This is a genomic window from Desulfosarcina widdelii (assembly GCF_009688965.1).
Lineage (GTDB): Bacteria > Desulfobacterota > Desulfobacteria > Desulfobacterales > Desulfosarcinaceae > Desulfosarcina > Desulfosarcina widdelii.
Genome location: NZ_AP021875.1, coordinates 26,588 through 46,075, shown reverse-complemented (window position 1 = coordinate 46,075; position 19,488 = coordinate 26,588). Strand labels below are relative to the sequence as shown.

The 19,488-nt window shown below is 47.4% G+C and carries 20 protein-coding genes and 3 pseudogenes; 8 read left to right on the top strand and 15 right to left on the bottom strand.

The genetic code is table 11. The features are described 5' to 3' along the window. Positions 1–17: 17 nt before the first annotated feature. From GN111_RS00250 to GN111_RS00230, 5 genes are read right to left on the bottom strand one after another with little or no spacing between them, the layout of a single operon-like run. A complete protein-coding gene (locus GN111_RS00250) occupies positions 18–653 on the bottom strand; it encodes a GntR family transcriptional regulator (protein ID WP_155301828.1) in 636 nt (211 codons plus the stop codon). Positions 654–705: 52 nt separating this feature from the next. After that, positions 706–1,884: an FAS1-like dehydratase domain-containing protein gene (locus GN111_RS00245; protein ID WP_170302056.1), complete on the bottom strand. Its 1,179-nt coding sequence runs from the start codon at positions 1,882–1,884 to the stop codon at positions 706–708. Positions 1,885–1,893: 9 nt separating this feature from the next. Beyond that, positions 1,894–2,757 carry a succinate--CoA ligase subunit alpha gene (gene sucD, locus GN111_RS00240; protein WP_155301826.1) on the bottom strand — a complete coding sequence of 288 codons (864 nt, stop codon included), beginning with the start codon at positions 2,755–2,757 and terminating at the stop codon, positions 1,894–1,896. Then, positions 2,757–3,938: an ATP-grasp domain-containing protein gene (locus GN111_RS00235; protein WP_155301825.1), complete on the bottom strand. Its 1,182-nt coding sequence runs from the start codon at positions 3,936–3,938 to the stop codon at positions 2,757–2,759. Before GN111_RS00235 ends, sucD begins: the two co-directional genes overlap by 1 nt. A gap of 27 nt (positions 3,939–3,965) precedes the next feature. Beyond that, positions 3,966–5,504: an acetate--CoA ligase gene (locus GN111_RS00230; protein ID WP_155301824.1), complete on the bottom strand. Its 1,539-nt coding sequence runs from the start codon at positions 5,502–5,504 to the stop codon at positions 3,966–3,968. 261 nt (positions 5,505–5,765) lie between these two features. Between GN111_RS00230 and GN111_RS33590 the strand changes: the two genes are divergently transcribed. The 3 genes from GN111_RS33590 (at position 5,766) to GN111_RS00220 (ending at position 7,794) form a co-directional block, all read left to right on the top strand. After that, positions 5,766–6,218: a DEAD/DEAH box helicase family protein gene (locus GN111_RS33590; RefSeq protein ID WP_231715831.1), complete on the top strand. Its 453-nt coding sequence runs from the start codon at positions 5,766–5,768 to the stop codon at positions 6,216–6,218. 17 nt (positions 6,219–6,235) lie between these two features. Then, entirely contained in the window at positions 6,236–6,946 is a 711-nt protein-coding gene (locus tag GN111_RS33585) for a type I restriction enzyme subunit R domain-containing protein (RefSeq protein ID WP_197740473.1), read from the top strand. Between the two features lie 482 nt (positions 6,947–7,428). Then, positions 7,429–7,794: a group I truncated hemoglobin gene (locus GN111_RS00220; protein WP_155301823.1), complete on the top strand. Its 366-nt coding sequence runs from the start codon at positions 7,429–7,431 to the stop codon at positions 7,792–7,794. 34 nt (positions 7,795–7,828) lie between these two features. Here the strand turns inward: GN111_RS00220 and GN111_RS00215 are convergent, their stop codons facing one another. Together GN111_RS00215 and GN111_RS00210 are read right to left on the bottom strand one after the other, a co-directional pair. Continuing rightward, positions 7,829–8,020, bottom strand: a complete 192-nt coding sequence (locus GN111_RS00215) for a hypothetical protein (protein ID WP_155301822.1) — start codon at positions 8,018–8,020, stop codon at positions 7,829–7,831. A 346-nt stretch (positions 8,021–8,366) separates the two neighbouring features. Next, positions 8,367–8,954 (bottom strand): IS630 family transposase, encoded by a 588-nt coding sequence (locus GN111_RS00210; RefSeq protein ID WP_231715631.1) that lies wholly within the window; start codon positions 8,952–8,954, stop codon positions 8,367–8,369. A 47-nt stretch (positions 8,955–9,001) separates the two neighbouring features. Between GN111_RS00210 and GN111_RS33755 the strand changes: the two are divergent. Next, positions 9,002–9,967 (top strand): annotated as a pseudogene (locus tag GN111_RS33755) (IS1595 family transposase). A gap of 19 nt (positions 9,968–9,986) precedes the next feature. On the opposite strand, the pseudogene GN111_RS00195 reads toward GN111_RS33755, so the two are convergent. From GN111_RS00195 to GN111_RS00180, 4 genes and pseudogenes are all read right to left on the bottom strand, one after another. Next, a pseudogene (locus GN111_RS00195) lies at positions 9,987–10,217 on the bottom strand (helix-turn-helix domain-containing protein); the annotation flags it as partial. Between the two features lie 19 nt (positions 10,218–10,236). After that, positions 10,237–10,488: a helix-turn-helix domain-containing protein gene (locus tag GN111_RS00190; RefSeq protein WP_155301818.1), complete on the bottom strand. Its 252-nt coding sequence runs from the start codon at positions 10,486–10,488 to the stop codon at positions 10,237–10,239. Positions 10,489–11,153: 665 nt separating this feature from the next. Then, positions 11,154–11,621, bottom strand: a complete 468-nt coding sequence (locus GN111_RS00185) for a hypothetical protein (RefSeq protein WP_155301817.1) — start codon at positions 11,619–11,621, stop codon at positions 11,154–11,156. 69 nt (positions 11,622–11,690) lie between these two features. Next, a complete protein-coding gene (locus GN111_RS00180) occupies positions 11,691–14,111 on the bottom strand; it encodes an MTBMA_p00010-related P-loop-containing protein (protein ID WP_331457700.1) in 2,421 nt (806 codons plus the stop codon). Between the two features lie 30 nt (positions 14,112–14,141). Here GN111_RS00180 and GN111_RS33750 point away from each other — a divergent pair, with 30 nt between their 5' ends. Then, a complete protein-coding gene (locus GN111_RS33750) occupies positions 14,142–14,279 on the top strand; it encodes a hypothetical protein (protein WP_231715835.1) in 138 nt (45 codons plus the stop codon). A gap of 87 nt (positions 14,280–14,366) precedes the next feature. On the opposite strand, the pseudogene GN111_RS34300 reads toward GN111_RS33750, so the two are convergent. The 4 genes and pseudogenes from GN111_RS34300 to GN111_RS00165 all read right to left on the bottom strand — a co-directional run. Further along, positions 14,367–14,579, bottom strand: a pseudogene (locus tag GN111_RS34300) (CHC2 zinc finger domain-containing protein); the annotation flags it as partial. Beyond that, a complete protein-coding gene (locus tag GN111_RS00175; protein ID WP_155301815.1) occupies positions 14,558–14,824 on the bottom strand; it encodes a hypothetical protein in 267 nt (88 codons plus the stop codon). The pseudogene GN111_RS34300 and the gene GN111_RS00175, both read right to left, overlap by 22 nt. Continuing rightward, on the bottom strand, positions 14,814–16,097 hold the full coding sequence (locus GN111_RS00170) for a tRNA guanosine transglycosylase family protein (protein WP_155301814.1): 1,284 nt from the start codon (positions 16,095–16,097) through the stop codon (positions 14,814–14,816). The genes GN111_RS00175 and GN111_RS00170 overlap by 11 nt, the downstream gene beginning before the upstream one ends. Continuing rightward, entirely contained in the window at positions 16,097–16,303 is a 207-nt protein-coding gene (locus GN111_RS00165; protein ID WP_155301813.1) for a hypothetical protein, read from the bottom strand. Before GN111_RS00165 ends, GN111_RS00170 begins: the two co-directional genes overlap by 1 nt. A gap of 250 nt (positions 16,304–16,553) precedes the next feature. Here GN111_RS00165 and GN111_RS00160 point away from each other — a divergent pair, with 250 nt between their 5' ends. The 3 genes from GN111_RS00160 (at position 16,554) to GN111_RS00150 (ending at position 19,394) form a co-directional block, all read left to right on the top strand. Continuing rightward, on the top strand, positions 16,554–17,156 hold the full coding sequence (locus GN111_RS00160; protein ID WP_155301812.1) for a hypothetical protein: 603 nt from the start codon (positions 16,554–16,556) through the stop codon (positions 17,154–17,156). 449 nt (positions 17,157–17,605) lie between these two features. Continuing rightward, positions 17,606–17,920, top strand: coding sequence for a hypothetical protein (locus tag GN111_RS00155; protein ID WP_155301811.1), 315 nt, complete (start codon positions 17,606–17,608; stop codon positions 17,918–17,920). A 376-nt stretch (positions 17,921–18,296) separates the two neighbouring features. Beyond that, on the top strand, positions 18,297–19,394 hold the full coding sequence (locus tag GN111_RS00150; RefSeq protein ID WP_155301810.1) for a tyrosine-type recombinase/integrase: 1,098 nt from the start codon (positions 18,297–18,299) through the stop codon (positions 19,392–19,394). The last annotated feature ends 94 nt before the right edge of the window (positions 19,395–19,488 follow it).

Here is a 19,488-nt window from a genome sequence, read left to right as displayed (position 1 = left end):
TTTTGAGCCTCCAAGATTTAGAGTAGATTTTCAAATCCTTTGAGTAGCTGAAGTCGATGTTTTCTTGCTACATCTAAGTGGGCCACCATCAACTTCTCCGTGAGCTTTTCATCGCCTTTGAAAATAGCCGCCAGAATTTTTTTATGGTCTTTGCTATAATGGTTTCTAGCATAGGCTTCTGTTTGGAACATTCGATAACGATAAATTCGCTGCCGTGTGTGATAGACAAGTTCTGAAAGAATGTTACTGCCGCAATTTGAAAAAATTAGCATATGGAATTCGTCGTTTAGCTTGAGCCAATCATGAGAACTGAAATTATTCTCTTTTGTGTGCATTTTTTCATGCAGAAGTTTTAGTTTTTGATTGACATTAGTAAGCTTCCGGGCAGCGAACAATTTTGCCGCATAGGATTCGCAACGCATCAGAATATTGTAGATTACTTCAACATCTTTTAACGATAGCTTGGTAACCGTTGCTCCACGGTTTTTTTCGACCGTTAAATATCCCTGAGTAGCAATCTGTTCGATTGCCTTACGTATGGTAACCCTGCTGACGCCGTAGGTTTCCGTCAGCTGTTTTTCGGAAAGATGTTCCCCCGGCTTATATTTCCCGAAGGTAATATCTTCCCTCAATTTTTCGCATAGTTTTTCCATCTGGAATTTTTCCGAAATTATCTCTTACGGATTGGATCGCCTTGATCAAAGATCATCTTAATCTTTTTTTTACGGGCCAAGTTCCCTTTTCCTTCGAAGGAAGGATGACCGTGGAGTGCCCTGGCATCACATTTTCACCCCGCTGGTTTTCAGCCCATGTCTCAACATCCACGCAGAACTCCTCTTGCTCATCCAAATATTTTTTAGTAACCTTTCCCTTTAGCCAAATTACATCGGACAAATAGACAAACCTCCGATATTCTGCAAAGTTAGTTTTCAACCACCCTTCATCCCCCATCCAGTTGGTCAAATGTTGAATGAGCCACTCCTGCCGCTGCGTCCCGACATCATACATATAGGGAACCCCGGCACTTTTGGCTGCATCCAAGTGATAATGGACGGCGTATGTAGGTTCATATGCACCTGTATTTGGGTCCCGGAAAGCCCAACCTGGGTGCCTCATGTAATCCCTGAGAGCTGCTCCGAGAGCCTTCAGACGAATCGGACATGACCCAATGCAATAAGCGATCATGTCGGTTATTCCAAGAGGACCTTTAACCAAGGGTTGCAGCTCCTCCCCCTCTTCCACATCCTCCCAATAGCGAATCTCTTTTCCCCGAATTTCTTCCGCCAAAACTTGGTTTTCAATCTTCTCAAGTTCCTCCTCGGTCCAGGGATGGGGAAGTTTTAACTCAAAGTATTTCTGCTTATCCCTAGCCGCTTTTCTCTCCGCTCTTACGCTCCATGCCTTAGCATTGGCTACCAGTTCCCCTCGCTGGTTAAAATAATTGTCGTCATAATGAACGATAATAATTTTTTCGGCAAATTTACTCTTTTTTTCATCAAAATGAGTGAAAGTCATCTCCGGTGTAATAATGTCTCCCTCATAGATAGGTCTGTAAAAAGTCCAATCATTTCCTGAATGAAAGGCATGGACGCCTTTGAGGCCTTGTGGAATCCAAGTGGGGAATACACTGTATGGCCAAGAGGGAGGAGCGATCAACCGCCCATAGCTTGTCTTTTTGGCGTATGCTTCATCTCCGTACAACGGGTTGACATCCCCGACTCCATCAACAAATTTTCGGATGGCGTCGATCGATGCGACGGTATTGAAGGGCCTTATCCTTAATTTTTTACCAACACGACTTCGTAACTCATCCAGACCTTCTTCTGTGATTTTTCCTTCAGTCAACTGTGCTTTTTTTTCAGCAATACTCACCTCTGGCATCATTCTCTCCATTTATTGTATTTTTTTTATAAGTTCCACCAAACTCCAAAAGTCATCAGCAACCATTGCTCCTGCTTTCTTAAGGGCTTCGATTTTATAAACTGCCGACCCTTGTCCCTGGGATATGATCGCTCCCGCATGCCCCATCCGCTTTCCTGGTGGCGCCGTCCTGCCAGCGATCATCGTCACGACAGGTTTGGTCATAGTTGAAATTGTTTCTGCTGCAATCTCTTCCATGCTTCCTCCGATCTCGCCGAGGAGGACAATGAATCGTGTTTGATCGTCTTTTTCCAAAAGCCTTAGATAATCCACTTGACTTTTCCCACTGACCAAGTCTCCACCAATTCCGCAACAGGTTGAAATGCCGATCCCACTCTCAGAAAGAAAACGAAGAGACTCTATTGCTAGTGTGCCACTTCTTGAAATAATCCCTACCTCTCCAGCCTGAACTGTAGCGGCAGGCAAAAATCCGACCAACGCCTTCTCAGGACTCACAATCCCTGGTGTATTGGGTCCTATCACCCACGCTTCATATTGTTCAGCAAGATCTATAATTTTCATCGTGTCATTCACAGGGACCGTCTCGGTGATAATAACAATGGTCTTTATTCCATTTTCGATAGCCTCAAAGGCCGCCTCCTTCACCATAGCAGCCGGAATGTACAGAACAGAAGTGTTGGGCTGATGCTTCATCACCGCCTCTGACATGCTGTCATAAACCGGTATGCCTTGCACCTCAGTTCCTCCTCGGCCCGGAGATACTCCAGCAACAATGCTTGTGCCATTCTCAAGCATATTTAGTGCCTGCCTCCGTCCCCAATTTCCGGTGATTCCCTGCACGACAAGCCTCGTATCTTTCCCGACAAGAATGCTCATCACCTCACCTTCCCTTTAGCAACATCAACTGCAGCCTTAACCGCTTCACGAAGAGATGAATACTGATCAACCCCCAAGTCTGCCAACTTGCGCTCAGCCTCTTTCATCGTCATGTTTCGAACAGCATTGCCAGTGGCTCTCAGGCAGGATATAATTGGTACAGGGACTTTTATATCTTTCAAAGCGTCTTCAATGGCCCCCATGATCCTGTCTAAAGGCGTAAAAGACATCGTTTTTAGCATCAAAATGGACTGAATATTGGAGTCTTCTTTTGCTCTGTTCACTATAAATTCTATCGCACTCTGCATCTTTTCCCGTGAATCAACTATTGAATCCATAAAATTTGCGGGTTCGCCCCCGAATGACCGAATCAGGTCAAGAACCATTAGGGTATACCCTGCTCCGGAACTAATAACAGCCACATTCCCCGGTTGAAGATCAACATAGGTTAATCCCAGTTTTTTCGCTTCCTTTTCAATTGGTGCCAAATCTCTATGTATCTCGGATATATCGGGATGTCTGAAGAGCGCATCGTCGTTCAAAATTATTTTAGAATCGAGGGCATATGCTTGATTATCTGGGGTGAGTATTAAGGGATTGATCTCTGCCAGTTCCGCATCATTATCTTCAAAAACCTTGTAAAGCTTGAAAATGACGTTACTGACGTTAGAAAGGGCTTTCCCTTTTAGCCCCATTTGTTGAGCAAGCCTGATGGCTTCATAGAACCTCAGACCACGCAATGGCGCGACATGAATGGATGAAATTTTTTCCGGCGAATCTTTTGCGACCTGTTCAATTTCTATGCCGCCTTCGGTGCAGCCAATGATCAAAGGCTTCTTGGCGATACGGTCAATGGTAATTCCCAAATAGATTTCTTGGGTTACCTTCATTTTCCGCTCGATCATAACGGACTTTATAGGATTATCCGTTTGTATCGAGCTCAATAACTGAAAGATGTCCGCCGCCTTTTTTCTGGCCTCCGAAGGGTCCGAGGCTGCCTGCACGAGCCCAGCCTTTCCTCTACCCCCGGTTAAGACCTGGGCTTTTATCATGACAGGAAAGCCGCCGATTCTTTCCACTCCTTTCTCAATCTCGTCTTTAGACGATATCAAGATGGAATCAGGCGTATGCATTCCGGCCCTTGAAAATATCTTTTTCCCCTCAAATTCGTAGAGCAGCATTCCATCCTCGTTTTCTCATTTAATATTTCAGTTATTCGACAGAATCTTCTTTAGTTCTGCTTTTTTAATCTTTCCACTCTCTGTCTTTGGAAAGCTATGCATGAACTGAATCTCCCTTGGATATTCATGCTTACTCAGCTTCTCTTTGACAAAATTCTGAATCTCTTTTTTTAGCTCCTCGCAGGGTTCTTGACTCGCCACAATAAAGGCCTTGACGATAAGCCCTCTATCTGCATGGGGAACACCGACGACCACAGACTCCAAGACAGCAGGGTGTTTCAGCAGGGCATCCTCCACTTCAGTTGGGCTTATGGTCCACCCAGCAGAGATGATCACGTCATCGACACGCCCCTTATGCCAATAATAGCCGTCTTCATCCACAACAGCAGCGTCCTTGACTCGAAACCACTCTCCTCTTCGTTTCAAAGCGATTTCACCGATGGTTCCTCTGGGCACCTCGTTTCCTTCTTCGTCAAGGAGGGTGACCTCCATGCCCGGCATGGGTTTTCCCAGAGATCCGGATTTAACATTCCAATCTTTGAATCCGGCGTATTGATAAATGAGAGCCCCTGCTTCCGTCGACCCGTAGCCGCTATGTGGCGGCACGCCAAATACGTCTTTAAAAAACTGGAACGTATCCGTGTCCATAGGTTCGCCGGTATAGTGCATCTTCTTTATTAGGAGTCTATGTCTACCAATGAGACCAGAATTTTTAATCAGACGATAGACCGTCGGTGCGGCTCCCATGTTATCTATCTCAAATTCTTCCAGTCCTTTTAAAAGAACATCTATATCAAACTTCCCAGAATAGGCTCCTGCCGCAACGCCAAGCGCAAGAGGTGACAAGGTACCATGCCAAAGCCCGTGGCCCCATGCTGGATTTGACGGGCAAAAGTACCGATCACCCAAACGGAAACCGCGACCGAAGATGGCCGCAGGCATGAGCGTTACAATGCTTCGATGGTAATGCTTTACAGCGTCAGGGTATTTTTTGGTCGTTCCGCTCGTGTACTGGTAAACCGCGATATCCTTTGCATTGGTTTTTGTCTCGTATCGGTCAGGATTACCGTCTGTAAATCTCTGAAAAGACTGCCCAACGGTTATGACTGAGGTCTTAGACCAGTCTATCGGCATCTTTTTAACCTCTTCCGTTGTCACTAAAACCTTTGCCCCGGAGTCTTTCAGGCGGTATTCAAGTGCATCCGGACCAAACTGGCTGTAACAGGGGACAGCAATTGATCCTCTTTTCATGGTCCCAAAAAGGCTCACATAATATTCGAGGCAGGGGTCAAGCATAATTGCAACCTTGTCTTGATATTTGACTCCCATGACCTCAAGCGCATGAGCAAACTGGGAACTCATCTTTGAAACTTGGTCGAATGAATATTCTTCTCTGTGACCGTCGTCGAATTTAATTCTCAGGGCAATCCCCTTTCCGACGTGACGGTCAATGCATTCATGAGCCATGTTGAAATTTTCTGGGCTTCCGTCAAAGATTTCCCAGGTCTGATCCCACGTGAAGTTTTTATGCGCTTCCTCATAGGTCTCATATTCAAGCATTCTCATCTGCTACCTCTTTCATTTTCGAAATCGTATTATTTCATTTTAAATTCAAAAGGCTATCAACAAAATAGTCGTCCTGTTCAAATCAATACCCTAAAATCTTCAAAATCAAATCAGGAAATGCATTGGGTACGATTTATTGTTATACAATATTGACTAACAATAATTTTGTCAAGAAAATTTTTGTTTTTTGTAAAAAAGTTTTCAATTATCTGTAAACGTACCGGATTATGTATCAGTTTAAGTCATATTATCCTTATAATCGTGCGTAGGCTTGGATACCCAGATCACCGCCACCTTCAATGCTGCCGATATCCCGAACATGATCAGTGCTTCCACCCGGCAAGAACTCCAAAACTCCTGGCATCCGATACCCGCAAGATCATCATCACCACCATCCACAAATTCGGCGAGGCGGACGGTTGTCTGAACAAGCGTCCGAACATCATCGTTATGGTTGACGAAGCGCACCGCACCCAGGAAGGTGATCTGGGACGCAAGATGCGCAATGCACTGCCCAATGCCTTTCTTTTCGGTCATACAGGCACACCGATCAATAAACGGGATCGCAATACCTTCTGGGCTTTTGGAGCGGATGAGGATGAGCAGGGTTATATGAGTCGTTACTCGTTTCAGGATTCCATTCGGGACAAGGCGACGTTGCCACTTCATTTCGAGGCAGTGGATGTAAAGTTTCATATCAACAAGGAGCCATAGATGAAGCTTATGCCCAGATGACCGATGAGCTAAGCGAGGAAGATCGTGACGATCTGGCCAAGCGGGCGGCCAAGATGGCTGTGTTAATTAAGGCTCCGGCACGGGTGAGCGCCATATGCCAGCACATCGTCAAACATTTCCAGGAAAAGGTCGAGCCTAACGGCTTCAAGGCCCAGGTGGTCACCTTCGACCGCGAGTGCTGCGTCCTGTATAAAAAGGTCTTGGACGATCTGGTTGGGCCGGAAGCAAGTGCCATTGTAATGTCCACGCCTGGCGGAAAAAACGATGAGTTCTCCGAATGGAAAATTGATAAAGACGAGGAGGAAAAGCTTTTAGATCGGTTTCGTGATCCCGTTGATCCACTGAAACTGTTGATCGTAACCGCCAAGCTGTTAACCGGTTTCGATGCTCCCATATTGCAAACCATGTATCTGGACAAACCCGTGAAGGACCACAACTTGCTTCAAGCGATCTGCCGTACCAACCGTGTTTATCCGGGTAAAACGCATGGACTAATTGTTGATTACCTGGGCATTTTCGACGACGTAGCCAAAGCACTTGATTTCGATGAAAAGGCAATGCTGAAGGTCATCACCAATTTGGATGAACTCAAAAAGGAACTACCTCAAATGGTGGCGAAATGTCTTGCCATTTTCCCTGGTATTGATCGCACAGTCGGTGGCTACGAGGGATTGATTGCTGCTCAGGATTGTCTGCCAAATAACTAGACGCGTGATAAATTCGCAGCTGAATTCTCAGTCCTTTGCAGGTTGTGGGAAGCGCTTTCACCCGATTCTTGCCTTGGACCATACGAAAAGGACTACAAATGGCTAACTCAGATTTATGAATCGGTCAAACCGCCAAGTGGCCACGGTAAGTTGTTGTGGCATGCATTTGGGGCGAAAACCATTGGTCTGGTGCATCAAAATGTATACTTGGAGACCGGCAAGTGTGATGATGGTCGTGTTGACTTACAGCATGAAAGCCATACCTTCATAAAAAGGATTTATTAGATTGTGCTTCAAATGTAGGTTGCCGCGATTGAGTGTGGGGTAAACGGCTAAAGCTCTGCTTTAGATTTGATAGAGATCTGTTGCTTTGTTTAAAAAACAAGCTCCTTTGAGTGACTCTCCATCGTTACGTACTGATATCCCGGATATTTCAATAAGCTACAAGAACTCGGGAGGGAGAAAGTGTCTACAAAAAAACAATACTCTTTGAACGCATCGGTGGGGAACAGGTCATTGCCAAATTGATCCATCAATTCTACGACCACGTGATTGCTGATCCGGAATTAAAACCCTTCTTCAAGGATACGTCCATGGACAAATTGCGTCGCATGCAGCGTGAGTTTTTTAGCGCAGCTATAGATGGACCCATTACTTACACCGGCAAACCGCTAAATTATATCTATCATGGAAGAGGCATTATCAAGCACCATTTCGCCTTGTATGTCGGGCATTTGCTTGACACACTGCAGGGACTTGAAATTGATGAACAGGATGTTCAGGATATAATCAGCAGGATCAACACCTTTGCCGACGAAATCACCGGTATTAGCGGTTCTGTGGGATAAATTCAGTTTTGTGCCAATCCCGATTCGTCTACCCTTACGGGAAATCGATAATGGTTTTCCTGCCATTGTCCACCTTGTTGATTTCAATATTGAGGTCAATACTGCTTTCGCGAATTCCCAAATCCATAGCGGTCATGCCCTGTTCGGCTTCGATATGCGTAATCTCTCTGAAGGTTTCGAATACTTTGCGCCCCACTTTACCACCGGGTGATCGTAGTTCCGCCATTCGTTATTCGGCGAACACGGTTGTCTCCCCGTCATCTTTACTATAGATGGATATCTTTTGAAACTCCACCATTTTTAATCGAATGTTGTTTTTTAGTAATTCAGAATACAAATAGATAGTGAGATAACTATCAAAGAGAAGGAGAATTTTTATGTTTAATTATCCATATCTTGTCGAGTTGCTGTCACCAAAAAAGATCTAATGACGATAAATTTGATTCCCTCCTGGATGGATTTGTACAGCGATATCAAAGAATCATAGAAACTGGACTTGAGCTGTCCATACCAGACAACCCAATGGGTGTCCTAATCGCCAGTTATTAACCCGGCAATTAAATAGACAAGCTTTAGGCAGCATAGGCGATCTTTGGATGTTTGAAGTATTTCATAACCCGTCCGGGCAGCTTTTGCAGTTTCCTCAAATGTGAAATGGCTTTACGTTTCAGTTCTTTTTTTGTTCTGGCGGGAACGCCGGAATGGACGCCAACTTTTAGATCGCAGTTGAGATATTCGTCTGGATTCAACTCCGGCGAATAGGAAGGAAGAAAGAAGAGCTCGATTTCATTTTGATGTTTCTTCAGCCAGTCTTTAACGATGTAGCTATGATGAACTTTCAAATTATCAACAATCAGAAAGATTTTCTTGTCAGCCCCTTTAATCAGCCGTTCCATAAACGTGATCATCGTCTGAGAGTTCATCTTGTTTTTATAAACCATGAAGCGAACTTTCCCCTGATTTGTGACCGAAGAAATCAAATTGACACGTTCGCATCTTGGATGAATTTTTATCGCGGGTGTTTGCCCACAAGGAGCATAGCTCCTTCCATGGTAGCTGTCGTTGCACAACCCGGTCTCATCGCCCCAATGGATTTCCGCTTTTTCTTTTTTCGCATCTCTATGAAGATTAAGTAGTAGCGGTGTGACCGGATCTGTCACATGCTGCCGTTATTATCAGCCTCGAACCCTTAACAACGGAGGCTGATATGGCAGATTTCATGATCACGGATGATTTTCCAAAAAGCGAAATTGAGTTCGATCAAAGGTTTTCAGATCCAAAAGCTTGTTACGATTATTTGTTTAACCAAAAGTGGCCCACTGGCTTCGTCTGTAAACGATGCGGCCATGATAGATACTGGGTCAGTGCACGAAACTTGTATATTTGCACAAAATGTGAGTGCCACCATTCATTGATCGCCGGGACAATCATGGACAGTTCCAAAAAGCCTATCACATATTGGTTCAAAGCCATGTGGTGGTTCACTACACGCAAATCCGGCGTCAATGCAGTGAACCTGAAAGAGCTTTTAGGCTTCGGCAGCTACGGCACTGCATGGACCTGGCTCCAGAAGCTCAGACGTTGCACCATTCGCGACCAGCGCGAGAAACTGTCCGGACGTGTCGAGGTGGATGAATTCTTCATCGGCGCTTCGCGTCCCGGCCAACGTGGCCGGGGAGCAGCAGGCAAAACCATTGTCGCTGTGGCGGTGGAACGGTGACCCATCAAGAAACGAATGGGTCGCATTCGATTGCACGTTGCCCTGGATTGTTCTGCGTATTCGCTGGAGACTTTCATCCTGGATAATATCGAGCCTGGTGCGACCATCGCCACCGATGCATGGCAAGCCTACAACATTATTGATAAAGAGCGATATGGACGCGATGCAACAAACCAGAGCCAGAGCGGCAATAGAGATTCGTTATATGGTGTTCATCTGGTAACGACCTTGATTAAACGTCTCATCCGAGGAACCTTCCACGGGCGATTTGAACCGAAGTATCTTCAAAATTATCTGGATGAGTATGTCTTTCGATTCAACCGTCGTAAATCAGCCAACATAGGTAAAAAGTTCATGCGGATCGTACAGCAGGTGATCAGGTCGAGACAAATCACCTGGCGCACAATACAATGGGATATGGACCCGATATCAGAGTCCTTTATCGTAACTTAATCTTCATAGAGATGCGGATTTCTTTTTTGGCACGCTTGGCTATTTCCGGACACTCGTTGTCCAGCCAGGTTTTCACTGCTTTTGGATTTTGTTTGTAAGCTTTTTTCAATGGCTTTTGAGGCGTAAAACCCCATCGTTTCAAGTAGTCGCCAACTGTGCGGACCGGCATGGTTACGGACCACAGTTGCTTGATCAGTTGTTGAACCGCGATGCGTGTCCACAAGGCAAAGGGCAGCTTCATTTGATCCGGGCACTGTCTGTATGGCTTTTTACAGTTCTTTTTCCTGCTCTGACGTCAATGTGCGGCAGGTTCCCTCCGGACGGCCTCGTTTCTTTATGGTTACTGCCGATCTGCCGTCTCGAAGATACGCTTTGTACCATTTGCAAACGGTGGTTTCATGTACCCCGGTAATCTCGGCGATTTCTCCGTATTTTCTTCCGACTTTTCTAAGCTGGATCGCCTGATTCCGGAGCTGCTGCTGGGCCTGTGTGCTAAGTTTTCTCGCGTCTATCTTTTCCATGCGAAATTCTATAGCACATTTCACGAATCATTTTGGGGATTTGGCTTCCGGCCGTCGGCTGGACAGTAGGAGCCGTATGACGGGAGACTGTCACGTACGGTTCTGTGAGGGGCTGAAGGGGAAGTTCCTTTGGTCTACTCGACTCAGACGGCAATCATAGTCCCAGGTAAATAAAGCAAAACCGATTCTCAAATTCAAAATTTCAGTTGTAGCGAGAGCGGGGTTCCTGAGCAAAAATCCGGGATCTATGCTGATATTATTCGCGGTGTTGCAGTTCTCTGATCAGGGTGTTCAGAGGTGTTCATTCCCTGTGCAAACACCTCTTACAGCCCTAACCCATTGTTAATAATTGATTTAGAGTTTGCTGATGTTGTGGTGTTAAGGTGTTTACCCTGTTGGGCAATTAAGCTTGACGGTTTTCTTCATCAAAGAAACGATGCCACCCAAGGCAAGCCCTAAAAAATTCAGGTTGATCCAATTTTCAGAATATCGGTAAACACCTTAACACCTCTATTGGCATCATCGATAACATTAAGATAATTCACTATTTTTCAATGGTAGATAGGTGTTTAGCCGCCACATCAACACCTGTGAACACCCTAAACACCTATCCGTCAACATCCCTGCTGGCCGCTTTATCTTGCCGGCGCTGTGCGCACGCGCAATCAATTCAGATCAAAATTAGCATCATCGTTGAAAAATGCTTCACAGGCCCGCCGGTTCATCCTGCGTGATGGGTCCCCAAACAAGATCGCCTTGAGCATCGAAACAAAATTCTTGTACCCGCTCTTGTCGTAAATGGCCAAGGAACGTGGCACGTAAAAATCGATGGATGACGCAACATTCATGCGCCCAAGGGCCGAGCCGTCGGGGAGCAGTTGCATCATCCCAAATTTTCCTTTGCCAGATTTTCCGTCACGATGAATATGATACTCCACCAGCATTTTCTGGCCATTTCTCGCCGGAATCTTGATTGATCGCGCCCGTCGGCACAATTCCGAAGCCTCCTGAGTGACCACCTCATTAAAATATCCATTTTCATAGGCGTGGAAAAACCAATCCGCGTCTTTAAAAATGATCTGTGGCAGTGATTTGCCACGGTACTTCCCAAAATCTATTATGCTCCATTCCATGTTTCTATTCCTCCAAAAAATGAACTTGGGGAAGCCGAATAAATCAGCTCCCCCTTTGTGTTTGCTGTTTCAAATTGGATTATTCCCTAACCCCTCAGGAATCCAATCGTCAAAGCTGAATTCCTCTTCCGTTTCCTCATGATCCTCGGCATCCGGTTCATCCTCGGGTAAATCCGCCTCCAAAACCTTCTCAGAGGCGCTGTGTTCGACGATCGGCCTCGGATCAAGTGCCAGGTCATACAGGCGGGATAACTCACCGCCTTCATCCCATCGCGTGTCACCCGTCAACTCGAATGGCGTTGGTAGGCCGGTGATGTTGTCGATGTGGAAGGCGTCGTTGATCTTGAGATACGCCTTCCCAGAATGCTTTGCCTTCTTCAAAGCGGGCTCGTCTGGGAACTCAACGCCGTCTTCATCACACCAGGTCAAAATTCCATCGATCAATTTTCCGCGGACCCAACCGGTTAACGCGCTCTTCGATACGCCCCACTCGGATGCCAGGGCACCATATTGCACAGGGCCATTTTGACGAATGAAATCGATCCGGTGTTCGGCCTCCTTGCTCTGATGCCCAAGGGTCTCCCGAAAGGCTTCCCGAACGATTTGCAGGGCCATCCAATAGTCACTCATCTCCGCCATCAGGCGTCCCTTGTCGTCCTTGGAACGTTGGAATTGATAGGCGCAAACAACCGTCTGGATGATGGCCAAGACACGATTAAAGGCCCGCCGTGTGGCAATGGGTAGTTTATCCCCTTGTTGAAGATGACTGGCGATCTGGCCGGCATACGGGATAATGACATCGACAGGCCTCAGCATTGAATGGAAAAGCTTCCACGTTGCCTGGGTTGCCTTATCGACTCCCTCGAATTCACCGGATTTGATTTTTGCCGTCATGTTCATGATCGACCGGGTCTGATCCATGGACTCGTCCGGGTGGATGGTGAACAAACGATCTTCAAGCTGGGCTTCCAATTTATCGATAGTGGTCGTGGTGATGAAGCTGGTCGGCCCGTCCAATCGTTTTTCAACTGTGACGAAGTTTCCGTCTTCATCCTTTTGGGGAACTTGGTAGGCGACACAACCTTCGCTTAGCAAACTGCGAGTTACGTATACGAGTTCGCTATCCCCAGCGTTGTTGGCCTGGAATTGAAAGGCCTCGGCCACAATCAATGCACAATGCTTGAGGCCGTTGGGAAGATAATACAAACTCTTCGCCGAACCATTAGTGATAAGCAGGTAGGCCTCTTTCGGATATAGCTCCAGGCATTTTTTCAATGAAAATGACTTGCCCGATCCGTGATGGCCGGCATTTTTAATTGCCAGGGCATTGGGGCTGGCCCCATCCTCCGGAAGCAATCGTGAATCGAGCGCTGCAAAATACATGGCAATGACATTACGTTCGCCGACGACTCCTGAACGATTAACAACATCGATACGCATGCGAATGAGAGCAGGATTTTTGGCCAGGGTCTCGGCAGCCGTCTGGATTGCTGGATCAACGGTGGGAACATCAGCCTCTTTTTCCCGCTTTGCCAGTGCCTTTTTGACCTCATCGAACTCGGCCGTGATCACCGCCTTCGTTGTTTTTACAGCCTTGCGGATAAGTTCAAAGTAATGAACGCGAAGCCCCTCATCGACGCCAAGCAGAAGGGGAAGAATCTCCGTCTTAAGGATCGGCTGGGCCTTCACGAAATCCGCCGGTAGACCATCGATCAAAATGTCGAGGACAGATCTGGCCGATTCCATCAACTTGCGCAGGTCGTCGGCCGTGTGATTTACCAGGTATTCGTTCAGATCGATTTTGGATGCACCTTCGGGCCTGGGCAATTCCACCAGAAAGACTTTTCGGCCCCGACCAGTCAGGTATTTCCCCGTTTTCAGGGCACCCTTTTGTCCCGCCTCGTTAGCATCGGCATCATTGATGATGTATACGGCATCGGTACCTGCCGTCTCGTGGGCCAACTTATCTAAATCTCTGTCACGGAAGTTGGTTGTCACAGGCGATATGGCCGCAAAATCATAATCTACTGCACTGACCCAATCGGGGGCACCTTCTGTGATGATGATCTCCTTGGCCCCGCGGATGGAGTCCGATCCCATGAACGTTTCCATGCCGATGAACTTGGAGATATGCTTTCGTTTTTCATCATCGGGAATGTGCCGGCGGAGTTTCTTATATTTGACATACATGGCCTGGCCGGCCTCATCGGTTTGGACATTGCCTTCCTTGTCGGTATAGCACTCGTATTGATCGACCGGGGTAATTGACGTGGCCCTGGCGATCAAGTTGACTACCTTGCCGTTCTTCCAGAAGGGAAAAATGATCCTGCCCTTGAAGCAGTCCCACATTGGCCCGGCCGGGGATGCAAAACCGAACAACCCCGATTTTGCCAGGCTGTCCTTGAATTCGGGCATGGCGCCAAGGTATTCGGCCAGATCCGATGATATTTTCGGGTGGCTGGTGCCTGGTGGTGCAAAACCGATTTTCAACTCCGTTACGATCTCCGGGGAAAACCCATAATGCTTGTGCAGATGGTCAACGATGCCCGGAAAATTATCCAACTGTTGGTGGAACCATTCAGCGCCTACGGTCAGCATTTCGTAAACGAGGGTTTCTTCCTGTGCGTCTGCTTCCAACTGGGCCTGCTCTTCTGGTGACAGATCCGATTTGCCGGATAGGTGCGGCATCCCGCATCGATCAGCTAAATAATTTACGGCAGTGGTATGGTCGCACCTTTTATATAGCTCGACCAGTTTGATGACATCTCCGCTTTTCATGCAGTGATAACACCTGAAACCCTGAATGCCCCGCCAGATAACCAGGCACTTTCCGCCTGTGCTGGGATGAAGAGGACAGTCGCCTTGATAGACACGACCGGATTTGGTGCCGTTATAGCCAAGCGTCTTGGCAATATTGATGATATCGTTCTTCTCCTTTAGCTCAGTGTAGTACGACATGGTTCATTCCTCTTCCGCTCCGAACTTGCTTCCTCCGCCTCAATTACGGAACCGGCCGCCCTGAAGTCAGCTTCGAGGCTATCGATCTCATCAATGTAGTCGCAGATGATCTCGCGGGCGATGGTCGAGGCCGATGTGAGTTTATCTGGGTCATGCAGATTCTGCTGGGCTGCCATTGTGCGCAGGCGATCCCTGTAGCTCTTTGGTACGCTGATGGTCAAAGATACTTTTTCTTCAATACTCATAGTTACTTTTCTCCTTTTTGAATTTAGGAATTTGTTCCTTTTTTTGTTGCAGATCGGCATCTTGCGTCAGCCGTCTGTACTGCTCGGTTGGCTGCCGGGATGACCTGGTTGGTTTCCTGGGCCATGAACCAGGGTTGGATTTCATCCGGGGCCAACGGGATTGAATCCGTATTTTGGGGATGGGTGTCAGGATGGTCTGAAGCACCTCAATGTCGTCGTTCTTCAGGCAGTCGACCAAGGCGAGGGTATTTATTAGGTCGTCGATATCCGCTGGTTTGACATCCCGATCCTTTAGAAAACGTTCAAGCTGGATCAGATCGGTGCTATTTGCCCAAAGATCGGAAACGATTTTATCGATGGACCACCAGTTGTGCTGTCGGAGCAGCTCAAATTTTTCTTTGTTTGGCAGGCTTTGAATTTCGCTGAAACTCCTGCCCTGGCAATAGCGGCACGGGCAATCATTAAATATGCCGGGATCAAGCTTCACAGACCGGCGCAGATCCACTCGCGTAAGGTTTTTGGGGCTCATGAAACCGCAATAAAAAGCCGCCTTATTCCATGTTGCAGCGTCCAGTGACACCCAATCGAACATACCGCGCGCCATGAAGGCGGCCATGGCGATCTTCAAAAGACTGATTGTGCCAAGCAAATGGACTCGATTAATCTCGCGCTGATAAAAGCGAGTAAAAAACAGGGCAAGCTCATGAAGCTTTATTTCCCTGACAGGTATGGCCATACCGTCATACTGAAGTCCGGCGATTTGGGAGAAGAAAACATCAATGTGCTTTGTGATATACCCTTGGAATGGTAGGAAAAGCAGAGCGTCCGGACACAGCATCCTTTTCCATGTGGCCGATTCATGCGCCCGGCAAACGTTAAACGGAAGCTTCTTGAAGAACTCTTTGTCTCGTTCGGCGGTCGTTTTGAACTTGCCTACGGGGAAGTCGAGACCGATTACGATGTCCGCTCCCAGTTTCGAGGCAACTTCCATAACGTGCTTTGGGGCAAGGTTGATCTCTTTGCCGATCTTGTAAATCAGCTTCTGGTCTGGATCATGGGTAATCTTCCACCCTTTTTTCTCGGCCGTTAGGAGCTGGTAACCGCCTGAGTCAACCATCAGATATTCTGGCTGAACATCTTGGTGAAGTGACACGGCCTTTTCAATTCTGCGAGGGGTGGAGCCGTGCTCTGGTACGTTTATCAGATACGCGTTGGCTTTATCGGGCCGCTTGTTCAGCTCGGCCCCGGCAACAAAGTTCACGAGTTTCCCCATTAGCGATCACCCTCCTTCTCTGATTGAAGGCGGCTCAGCTGATGATAGACTTGTGCCAGCTCCCGGGTTTGACGATGAACGACCTCTGCAAGCTCCGATGTGGTTAGGACGCCGTTATCGAATTCCCGTATGAGTTCCGATCCGATCTCTTCGATTTTGTCCCAGATTAAGCCTGGTGGGTAAGATACTGATTTTCCCTTTTCCATGTGTCTCTCCTTTTGGAGAGAAATCGATCAGAAAAAGGTAATTAATTTAGGCCGTTTGCCTATAGTAACATGGTGGGGTAGTGTAACTGGGTAAGTATGTCGGTCTGACCAATCCCTCCTGTTGTTTACGGTTCTCGAAGGAACCTGGTTGACATTGAAGCCGAGAGTGGCTACCATGCAAAAAAAATAACGCATCCTTTTTAAGGTTGCGTTACCATAATAGGCATAAAAAAAGTAAAGTCAACACAAAATGGTACGTTATTGGAAATCCAAAAAATTGGAGGTGGTGGTAGAGAAAAGGCGGGCTGAGCTTGACCTGCTGATTGACTTCGCAAACGTTGACATAGCCATGGAGGCCAGCCGGCACCTTCAAACTCGTGTCCTGGAACAATTACGTTGGCACCCAGCCTTGAATCCTGTCAGTCGGGATTTGAAGGTTGATGACCAGTCGGCCCTCATAATAATAGGTGCATTACAAGAACATCTTCGATTGCGGCTCGACGTCATCATTGAAAATAAACAAATGTTATGGGAAATGCCGCTTTGGCAGATTAGCGGCTCTTTGACGTTTACGCTGGACCCGCTCGACCGCCGGTTTCAAGAAAGATTTCAGCTGCGCAAGGTCAAGCGCGGCAATGAAATCAATGCGTTGAAAAAAGTTATGGATTTATGGCTGGTCGAGATTATACGTGATCTGGATTTCAGTCCACGGCGCTTCGGGCAATGCCCTCGTTGTGATGGCTTTTTTTACAGCCCGACCGCAAAAGAGCGGGTCTATTGTTCAACCAGGTGTGGAGGCGCCACACGCCAGGAAAAATTTCGCGAGGAAAGGAGGCGTCAGGATGATTCATAAATGGATCGTTATCCTGGTTCACGACGATTATTCAGAGTGAATGGCATACACGCCGAGAATCACACTGACTTAATTTTAGTTGCTATGCCTTGACAATCCCCCCGCCCAGTGATTATCAAAAAAGTATCAACAGCGACTCAATGAATCGCTGGTATCAAAACGTCCACTGGATCAATATCAATTGTGGGCACCTACCTCATCGGCGGCGGCCATATAATCGCCGCTATCAACAAGACGGCATTTATCCAGCCGACCATTCACAGTGAAAGACTGTTATCGAAGCACTGATGCGGCATGAGTTCCGCTGTGTCGGGCAATCCTCGCGCAACCCATTTTTTGGGCGGTTTGGTGGGTAAGCAGGAGGAACACCCCCATATCGAGGGAGATTGAATGTTCTCGTTTTTTCTCACCAAACCGTTTTCATTTTTCAATGTAAAGGAGAATTTGTCATGTTTATCGAAGCGCACCAACGTTTTCGGCTGGTTCAACAAATCATCAGAACAATGGGGTTTATTCCCGACACTATGGAGGATGACGAAACCATGATCTTTGTTGGCGACGATTGGGTAGTCTTTCTTCCAGATGTCAATCCTTCCGTTGTCGCTATTGGTTTCGAAGAAGAAATAGAACCTCATCATGCAGCTGAATTATCCATGAGGTTCAGTAAGACTCTGGAATTCATGAACATTGAAGTGATTGTCTCATCCGAATTGGGAAGGGATCTAACCGAAGCCATTCGCGACTATTCGCCAACCATTCAGTAAAACTGTAAATCGAAATGCGGTTCGGGGGCTTATCCATATCGTGATCGGCCCCCGGACCAACAAACCAAAGAAAAGCGGTCCAACCTACGGATTAAGTTACGGCCCACCCAATTACGTGTGACCCAAATGGGTTACCACCCCATCTGACTTAGTTACAGGTCTTATCCGACCGATAAAATTGAAGATTTTACTCTGGACCCGGAAGGGTAACAGAACATCATGGATCAAATTCGATCCCATCTCGGTCAAGCCCTGAGCGCCAAACAGGTCGCTGAATACACGGGTCTTGACGTAAAAACCGTTAGAAAATATTATCAACAGCTGGGCGGAATACGTGTGGGAGCACGTATCTTGTTCTTTGAAAAGGAGATGATCAATGCCATACAAGCGCAATCACAAGTGGTACGCACAGGTGCGCAAAGAGGGCCAGAAACGCGAAAGCGTATTCCTGTCCAAGAAGGAAGCGGTGCAATGGGAAGCCGACATGCGAAGAAAACCCGTGAGCGAGTGGTTCGAGAAGACCGACACAACCTGTATTGACGACTGGGTGCAGTCATACCTGGACTTTGCAAAAACCAGCTTCGCGGCGAAGACCTACCAGGAAAAAAATGGGATGTTCAAACGATTCCTGGAACATGTCGATCCGACCATGCCGGTGGAAAACCTGAAGCCGGCGGCCGTAATTGCTTACATAATGGCGCAGAAGGCGGAAAGGTCGGGATATGCCGCAAACAAGGACCGCAAGAACCTGGTTGCCGGCTGGAACTGGGGCATGAAGTACATGGACCCTCCCCTGCCCGGCCCAAACCCTTGCTTGGTGGAGCGAATGCCAGAGATAAGGCAGCCCCGCTACGTCCCTCCCGAGGAAGACTTCTGGAAAATTTATGAAGCCGCCGAGGGACAGGACAAGGTCATGCTGCTGGCGTTTTTGCATCTGGCAGCCCGGCGCGGAGAAATTTTCCGCCTGACCTGGGCCGATGTAGACTTCGGGAACAGCCGGATCAGGTTATGGACCCGGAAACGTCATGGTGGCACGTACGAATACGATTGGCTGCCCATGACCCAGGAACTGCGGAAATCGCTACGGTGGTGGTGGGAAGAGCGCCCGATTAAGGACCAGGCCCATGTGTTTCTTTGCCTTGAAGACAGTCCCTTCACCAAGGAATACTTTGGCCAGCCGTTTAAGGTCCGGGTTCAATTCATGCGCCGTCTTTGCGACAAGTGCGAAATAAAACGTTTTGGTTTCCACGCGATCAGGCATCTCAGCGCATCTATCCTGTTCAACCTTGGCTATGAAGTCGGAGTGATTCAGATGATTCTTCGTCATAAGAGCCCGAATACAACGGAACGTTATCTGCGAAGCATAGGGTTGGAGCGAGTTAGAGACGCTCTTGAGAATCTGTCCCAGGACAGAGGCAAGGTCCTTCCCATAAAAGTGGGCATGGATGGAGGCAAAAAACGAAAAGCCGTCTGAAAAGCCGTCAACGCCTCATTTGACCAGAAACAAAAAAGCCACTTAACAGCTGGAGACTGTGTAAGTGGCCGAAAACAGGGAAATTAGATATATA